Origin of the sequence: Frankia gtarii (assembly GCF_025403375.1) — a bacterium.
Classification (GTDB): Bacteria; Actinomycetota; Actinomycetes; order Frankiales; family Frankiaceae; genus Frankia; species Frankia gtarii.
Map to the genome: position 1 here is coordinate 19,362 of NZ_JAMPTM010000069.1, position 7,918 is coordinate 27,279.

Sequence of the window (7,918 nt, forward strand, 5' to 3'; positions counted from 1 at the left end):
ACGACAGAGTTCCGACAGTACCGAGAACCGTCACCGGCCCGGCGCGCCCCCGGCCGGGGGCGCGCCGGGACACGCCCGTCGTACCCTCCGCCCACCGAGGGTGTTGTCCCGATCGCGGATGAATGGCCGATGGTGCTCGATGGCGAACCGGCCCGCTTGTCGGCGGAATCGTGACGGTACCGTGCCCGGACCGAGCCGGCGTCGCCACCCGGTCCGGTGGTCGGTGTCCGGAACGGGGTTCATAGTATCGACCCGTCCATCTGGCTTCGGCCGGCCGATACCGCGTGGGGGATTCCCGACGTTTGGTGGCCGTCGGGGCCGACCCGGCGGAGGCGGCCGTACCGGTCGCATGGAGCGGCCGTTTCGGCCGCATGGAGAGGACGGCCGTGTTCACCGACGTCCGACTACGCGAAGTGTGGTCGCATCTGGAGTCGGGCGGGGCACAGGCCCTGACTCTCGATGTCTTCGACACCTTGTTGTGGCGCATGGTGCCCGAACCCACCCACGCCTTCGTGCTGCTGGGCCACCGGCTCGCCGATGCCGGCCACCTGCCACCGAGTGTCTCGCCGGGGGAGTTCGCCCGGCTGCGCGTCCACGCCGAGCACCTGGCGCGGATGCACGCCCACACCACCAGAGGCACCCACGAGGTGCGCCTGGACGAGATCTGGCAGGTGCTCGCCCCCGCACTGCCGGGCACCGCCGGAGTGCAGGACCTGGTCGACGCCGAGGTCGCCGTCGAGCGGGAGCTGTGCCGGGCCGATCTTGCCGTGGTGGAGCTCGCCGAGCTCGCCATGACCAAGCTCGGCCTGCCGGTGTACCTGCTGTCGGACACCTACTTTTCCGCCAGCCAGCTCGAACGGCTGCTGAACCGGCCGGAGCTCTCGGGGGTGCAGTTCACTCGGATCTTCACCTCCTCCGATGCCGGGACGTCCAAGAGCGACGGGCTGTTCCGGCACATGCTGGCCGCGTCGGATCTCCAGCCGTCCCGGGTGGTCCACCTCGGCGACCACCCGGTCGCCGACGTCGAGGGCGCCCGCGAGCACGGGCTCGTGGCCATCCACTACCCCAAGTACGCCGGATCGTTGCGTCACACCCTCGACCTGGAAGGACTTCGCAACCAGCCCAGCGACGACGTCCCCATCGACCCGGTCGACGGCGACTTCGGCATGACCGCCCTGCGTGCCCGCACGCTGCACCGCGCGGACGCCCTCGCCGTGCCCGCCGGGTTGCGGCGCTACTGGGAGACCGGGGCCACCGTCTTCGGCCCGGTCTTCGCCGGCTTCGGCGAGTGGGCGGTCGAGCGGGCGCGCGACTTCGGCGCGGACCACATCTACTGCCTGATGCGGGAAGGGGACTTCCTGTCCCGCCTGCTCGTCGACCCGGGCGAGGATCTCGGCATCTCCGTGTCGACGATGTGGGCGTCCCGGCAGGTGTGCGCCCTGTCCAACGTGTTCGAGGGCAGCCCGGAGGAGCTGAAGAGCTTCCTGGTCCGCCGGCACGCGCCGAGCGTCGGCCAGCTGCTGCGCCAGCTCGGTGTCCGGCTGGAGAACGTCGCCGGCATCTCCGCGCTGGCCGACCGGCGCCTCGACGTGCCGGGTCTGCTCGACGACACCCTCGAGGAACTCTGCTCGGACGAGCGGATCCGCAGCGAGATCGTGCTCACCGCCACCCGGTTGCGCGAACGCTACGTGCGCTACCTCGACAGCCAGCTGCCGGAGACCGGCCGGGTGGTCTTCCTCGATCTGGGCTGGGGCGGCACCATCCAGGCGCTGCTCACCCGGCTGCTGGCCTCCACCGGCCGCAAGCTGGACATCCTCGGCCTGTACCTGGCGACGAACCAGGCGGCGATGAGCCACCGGCTCGCCGGCATGGAGCTGGAGGGCTACGTGGCCTCCAGCGGGCAGCCGGAGACGATGGCCAACCAGCTCATGCGCAGCCCCGAGGTGCTCGAACAGCTCTGCATGCCCGACGTCGGGTCGCTGGTCTCGTTCGACGAGATGAGTAACCCGGTGCTCAGCATCGACCGGACCTCGCGCACCCAGGTCGCCCAGCGCGCCGCCGTGCAGGACGGCATCCTCGCCTTCCAACGGGAATGGTTGCGCTACCGGCGTTCGGAGACCCCGATGCCGTCGCTGGCCTCCGCCGGGGCGCGCCGCGCCGGCCTGCGTACGCTGACCCGCTTCGTCGCCCGCCCCACCGCCGCCGAGGCCGCGGCGTTCGGCTCCTGGGCCCACGACGACAACTTCGGCTCCGACGCCTCCGAGGGTCTGCTGCCGCCGGAGCTCGTGCGCCGGATGCCCTACCTCACCCCGGCCGACATCGACCGCATCTCCATGCAGGAGCTGTACTGGCCCGCGGGCGTCGCCGGCGTCGCGAACCGGCCGCTCGCCGTCATCAGCGGGCTGGCCGCGGCGGCCGGCGTCCCACCCGAGGAGGTCTCGCCGGAGGCCGCCGCCGGCCCCGTGGAGGTCTACGTCGACACCGGCGCCGACTTCGTCAACGGGGTGAAGGCGACGGCGCTGACCCGGTCGGCGCGTGACGGGCTGTCGCTCGTCCGGCTCAGCCTGGAGGCGGTCGGTGCCCGCCGCATCCGCATCGACCCGGCCGGTCGGCGCGGGCTGCTGCGGCTGGACTGGCTGACGCTGTCGTTCCACATCAACAACGTCGCCGAGCCCTATAAGGTGACCATCACCTCGCTGGACGACCCCGCCCAGCAGCTGGCGCTCGTCGGCCTGCGGCTGCTCCAGTCCAACCTGGTGGAGATCCTCGGTGACGACCCCCAGCTCGTCTACACGATCGATCTGGCTTCCCAACCGCACCTCGCCGGGGTCTACGCCCTCGACGTCGAGATGGCCTTCGGGTGGATGGGCATCCGGGGCGACTCGCTGATCCTGCCCACCGCCGGCCCGGCCCGTGACGGGCTCCCCGTCAGGGCGGCCCGAAAGATCCGGCGCGAGCTCGGAGGACTGCGGTGACCGACCAGCGGGACCCCGAACCCGCCGCCGGGCCGGTAGGCGATCACGACGACCCGGGCTCCCGGGGTGAGGACGCGGAGCCGGACGAGCCCGAGGTGCGGGGCCCGTTCGAAGTTCGCGGCGTCCCAGCCCGCCAGCCCGTATCCCCGTCCGCCCCGTCTTCTCCGTCCGCCCCGTCCGCCCCGTCCGCGCCAGCCTCGTCTCCGGCGTCCTCGGCTGAGCCCTCGGCGGCGACTGACGCGGCTTCGTACGCCGCCGAGACCGGCACCGGTCCCACGGCAAGGCCCGGGTCGGTCGATCCGGGGGAATACGGCGCCGTCCGGGACAGCTTCGCCGAACTCGCGGCCATCGCCGCCGAGAGCGACTCCGCCGAGAGCGACTCCGCCGAGAGAGATCTCGCGGGGGGAGATCGCGCCGATCGGGACCACGTGCAGGAAGATCGCAGCGAGCGTGATCTTCCGGGGGGAGATGCCGCGGCGGACGAGCTCGGTGGGACGGGGGCCGGGTCCGATCTCGTCCGCCAGGACGGGCACGCTCTCGACACCGGCGACGTCGCCGAGCCGACGCTGGCGCCGTTGCTGCTGCACTCCCTGTCCGACCTGCGGGAGATCTGGGTGCCGCTGATCGAGGCGTCCGGCGCGCGCAGCGTGGCCGAGATCGGCTCGGAGAGCGGGGTGACCACCGCCCTGCTCGTCGAGCTGCTCCGCGGCGGTGGCGGTGGCCGGCTGGTCGTCGTCGACCCGGACCCGGGCGTGGCCCCGGTCTCGGGCGGCGGGCTCGACGTGCAGGTCATCCGCGGTTACAGCCCGCAGGCCCTCGACGGCCACGCGCCGACCGACGCCTACCTCATCGACGGTGATCACAACTACGCCACCGTGCACGGCGAGCTCACGGCGATCGCCGACGCGGTCGCCCGATTCAGCCGCTCCTACTTCCCGTTGGTGGTCCTGCACGACGTCGGCTGGCCGGCGGGGCGGCGCGACCAGTACTACAACCCGGACCGGGTGCCCGCGGACGCCCGCCAGCCGCACTCGTGGGACGTCGGCGTCGAGATCGACGATCCCGGGGTGGTTCGCGGCGGCTTTCGCGGGATGGGGGCGTTCGCCTGGGCGCTGACCGAGGGTGGGCCGCGCAACGGGGTGCGCACGGCGATCGAGGACTTCGTCGCTGAACACTCCGACCTGCGGTTCTTCACGGTTGCACCGATCTTCGGTCTGGGTGTGATCGTCGACCGGCGGGCGCCGTGGGCACGCCGGATCGCCGACCTGCTGACGCCGTGGGTCTCCAACCGCCTGCTGTCCCGGCTGGAGCGCAACCGCGTCGACCTGTACCTGCATGTGCTGCGACTGCAGGATGCGGCGGCGGCGGTGGCCCGCGCGCGGCAGCGGGAGTGGTCCCGGCTCGACGACGAGCGCAGCCGGCTCGCCGCCCTCGAACTGGAGCACCTGCACCGCATCGGTCAGCTCGAGCATGAGCTCGCCGAGCTGCGCCGGCGTGAGGCCACGGACGCCGAGCACGCCGTCCACGGCCACCGGGCGGCCGCCGATGTCGACGAGCCGAGGCTCATGCAGGTCGCCCGGATCGCAGGCCTGGCGCTGCGGTCCCGGCTGAGCCCGACCGGGCAGGAGCGGCTGGCGCGGGTGCAGACCCGGATCGCCGACACCGGCACCGGCCGGACCGCCCTGCCCGCCCTGCGCCGCCGGCCGAGCGCCTCGCCGCGGGGTGGCCCGAACGGTCCGGACGTTCCCCCGCGAGGGTAGGACCATGCCACCCGGTACTGGACGAGGATTGGCGTCCAAGCCGACCTGCGAGAGGTGCTGCGCCTGACGGTTTTCGCCCGGCCGCGGCCCCGGCGCGGCGGCCATGATGGGGCCGCCCCTCGTCGCCGCCCTCTCCAAGGTGGATCAATGGCTGTTCTCCGGATCGTCGCCAACCTGCCGTCCCGGCCGTCTCGGTCGAAGTCGACGACATCGACACCGCCCATGCCGCCGCGCTCGCCGTCGGTGCCGGCATCGTCCACCCGCTCACCGACGAGCCGTGGGGGGTGCGCCGGTTCTTCGTCCGGGATCCGGATGGCAACATCGTGAACGTCCTCGGCCACCACCGGCCCTGACGACTGGCCCCGCGGTCAGCAGACCGGCTGGTAGGGGACGTCGGCGATGTGCCGCTGCCATTCGGTGTCGTCGATCTGTTTCGACGGGTCGGCGCAGGCGGCGGCGATGAGGCTGGCGTCGTCGATCCGGCTGATCCGCACGGTGTAGTCGTCGCTGGCGGTAGCGATGGCGTTGCCGTCCGGCGTCCATGCGAGGGCCTGGATCCAGTCTCCGTGCCCGTTGATCGTGCCGACCGACGCCGGGCGGCCGGTCCCGGACACGTCCCACAGGTGCACGGTGGTGTCCCAGCCGGCCGTGGCGAGCGTCTTGCCGTCCGGGCTGAAGGCCAGGTCGAACACCCACTTCTCGTCGGCGGGGAACGACGCGGTCGCCGCGGGGCGGGACGGATCGGTGATGTCCCAGATGCGGGCCGTGCCGTCGTAGGCGCCGGTGGCCAGCCGCCGCCCGTCGGGACTGAACGCCACCGTCCACACGTAGTCGGTATGCGCGGTGATGGCGGCCAGCGGTCGCGGCCGGCGCGGATCGGTGATGTCCCAGAGTCGGGCCGTCCGGTCGGCGCTTGCGGTGGCCAGCAGGTGGCCGTCGGGGCTGAAGGCGACCTCGTTCACCCAGCTGGTGTGGCGGTCCAGCACCGACAGTGCACTGGGATGGCGCGGATCGGTCACGTCCCACAGCCGGGCGGTGTTGTCGTAGCCGGAGGTCGCCAGCGTCCGCCCGTCCGGGCTGAACGCGGCGTCGAGCACCCAGCCGTTGTGCCCGAGGATGGTGGCGAGCTCGACGGGATGGCGGGGGTCGCTGATGTCCCACAGGATCGCCGACCGGTCGTAGCTGACGGTGGCCAGCATCCGCCCGTCCGGGCTGAACGCGGCGTCGAGGACCCAGGACGTGTGCCGGGTCAGGGCTGACAGCTTCACCGGATGGGTTCGGTCGGAGATGTCCCACAACTGGACGAGGTTGTCCGCACCGGCCGAGGCGAGCAGCCGCCCGTTCGGGCTGATGTCGACGCCGAGCGCGGATTCGGTGTGCCCCCCGAGGACGCTGGCGGTCGCCGCGGCGAAGGAGGTGCGCAGCGCGGCACGGGCCTCGCGCACCGGGCTGATGCGGTAGGCGGCCAGTGACAGCCGGGCGGCGAGGTCCGCGTCGGAGTTGCGCACGGCCTCGGCGGCCAGCGCCACGCGCGCCGCCGTCTCCTCCCGGCTTGGCCGCTGGCCGCCGCCTGTGGTCAACGCAAGCGGCATCAACGCCGCGATGAGCAGCACCGCGAGGATGGGCGCGGCGAGCAGTGCTACGCGCCGCCGGTTCCACCGGCCGTGGCGGCTCGGGGCCGCGGGGTCGTCCTCCTCGCCTGCGCCGGCCGGGCCGGCGTCGGAATCGTTGCGCTCCAGCCCGTCTGCGAGGGTTCGCTGCTCCCGATGACCGCCGCCTCCTCTGCGCGGCTCGCCCGGTGTCCGATCGCCCGGGGCCGGACCTGCGGTCTCCCGGTCGCCGGTGGCCGGGGCGTTGGGACCGGCGCCGGCGGCGGCGGGCGACGCCTGGTCCTGCGCGGCCGGCGCTTGCGCGGCCGGCGGGGGCCACGCCTGTCCGGTGCCGAGGTCGGCGCCTGCCCCGGCGGGGTTGCCGCGCGGGCCCTGCGCCCCGGCGCCGGCTGCCGGTCCGTCTCCGTCCACCCCGATGCGCTGGGGCGGGGCCAGGACCGGCGCCGCGGAGCGGATGACGCGGGTCACGTCCGGATCGGGATGAGTCGATGGTCCCATCCCCACCAGGCGCAGGAACAGCTCCTGTGCGGTCGGCCGGGCGGCCGGATCCTTGCGCATGGCCACCTCGACGATCGGGCGCAGCGCCGGATCGAGGCCGTCGAGCAGCGGTTCGCGGTGCACGACCCGGTAGAGCTGGACGGGCGTCGGGCCGTCGCCGAACGGGAACGACCCGGTGCCCGCGTAGGTGACGAGGCCGCCCCAGGCGAACACGTCCGCCGCCGCCGAGACGGGTTCGCCGTTGGCCTGCTCCGGCGCCATGAACGCCGGGGTACCGACCCGCTGGATCTCCTGGCTCAGCATCGTCTGGGCATCCAGTGCCCGCGCGATCCCGAAGTCGATCACCCGGGGGCCGAGGGAGGACAGCAGCACGTTGGACGGTTTGAGATCGCGGTGCACGAGACCCGCGCCGTGGATCGACGTCAGCGCCGCCGCGACGCTTACCGCGAGGCGTTCCAGGTCGGCCGAGCGCAGTGGGCCCTCCGCGGACACGCTCTGCGCGAGGGTCAACCCGTCGATGTACTCGGTGACGAGGTAGGGCAGCCCGTCCGGTGGATCGACGACGTCGAGTACCTCGGCGGTGCAGAACCGGGCCACCCGGCGGGCGATGTCCGCCTCGCGCCGGAACCGCGCCCGGAACTCGGGCACCCGGGCCAGATCCGGCCGGATGACCTTGACCGCGACGAGTCGGCCCGCGTATCCGGCCACCCCGGGACGGCCCCGTCCGAGGTAGACGGTGCCCATACCGCCCTCGCCGAGCCGGCCCAGCAGCTCGACGTGGACGAGTTCCCGTGGGTCGTCGCGTTCGAGCGGCGCAACCGGGCTGCTCGGTCCTGCGTCGGCCGCTGGATTACCGCCGGTCACCGGATTACCGCCGGTCACCGGGGCGATCAGACCCGCCGCGTGGGCAGCGCTTCTGCCTGCGGTCGCGTCCCCGCCTGCGGTTGCACCCCCCGAACCTGCGACGCCGGCGTTCGCCAGCCCGGTCGCGCCGGCCAGTGCAGCGTGCGGCAGCGGTTCCTGCGGCAGCGGTTCCTGAGCCAGCGGGTGGTGGGGCGCCGGCGTGGGGGCTGCC

General features: G+C 73.2%; 4 protein-coding genes. 3 read left to right on the forward strand and 1 reads right to left on the reverse strand.

Going from position 1 to position 7,918, the window contains the following annotated elements; genetic code table 11:
* Positions 1 to 386 precede the first annotated feature (386 nt).
* The 3 genes from NBZ83_RS12845 to NBZ83_RS12855 all read left to right on the forward strand — a co-directional run bounded on the left by NBZ83_RS12845 (position 387) and on the right by NBZ83_RS12855 (position 5,088).
* Positions 387 to 2,975: an HAD family hydrolase gene (locus NBZ83_RS12845; RefSeq protein WP_261568127.1), complete on the forward strand. Its 2,589-nt coding sequence runs from the start codon at positions 387 to 389 to the stop codon at positions 2,973 to 2,975.
* A complete protein-coding gene (locus NBZ83_RS12850) occupies positions 2,972 to 4,735 on the forward strand; it encodes a class I SAM-dependent methyltransferase (RefSeq protein WP_261575004.1) in 1,764 nt (587 codons plus the stop codon). Before NBZ83_RS12845 ends, NBZ83_RS12850 begins: the two co-directional genes overlap by 4 nt.
* Positions 4,736 to 4,878: 143 nt before the next feature.
* Complete coding sequence (locus NBZ83_RS12855) at positions 4,879 to 5,088, forward strand: VOC family protein (RefSeq protein ID WP_261575005.1); 210 nt, start codon at positions 4,879 to 4,881, stop codon at positions 5,086 to 5,088.
* A 15-nt stretch (positions 5,089 to 5,103) separates the two neighbouring features.
* Here NBZ83_RS12855 and NBZ83_RS12860 read toward each other — a convergent pair whose 3' ends face one another.
* Positions 5,104 to 7,587, reverse strand: coding sequence for a WD40 repeat domain-containing serine/threonine protein kinase (locus NBZ83_RS12860; RefSeq protein WP_261568132.1), 2,484 nt, complete (start codon positions 7,585 to 7,587; stop codon positions 5,104 to 5,106).
* Between the last annotated feature and the right edge of the window lie 331 nt (positions 7,588 to 7,918).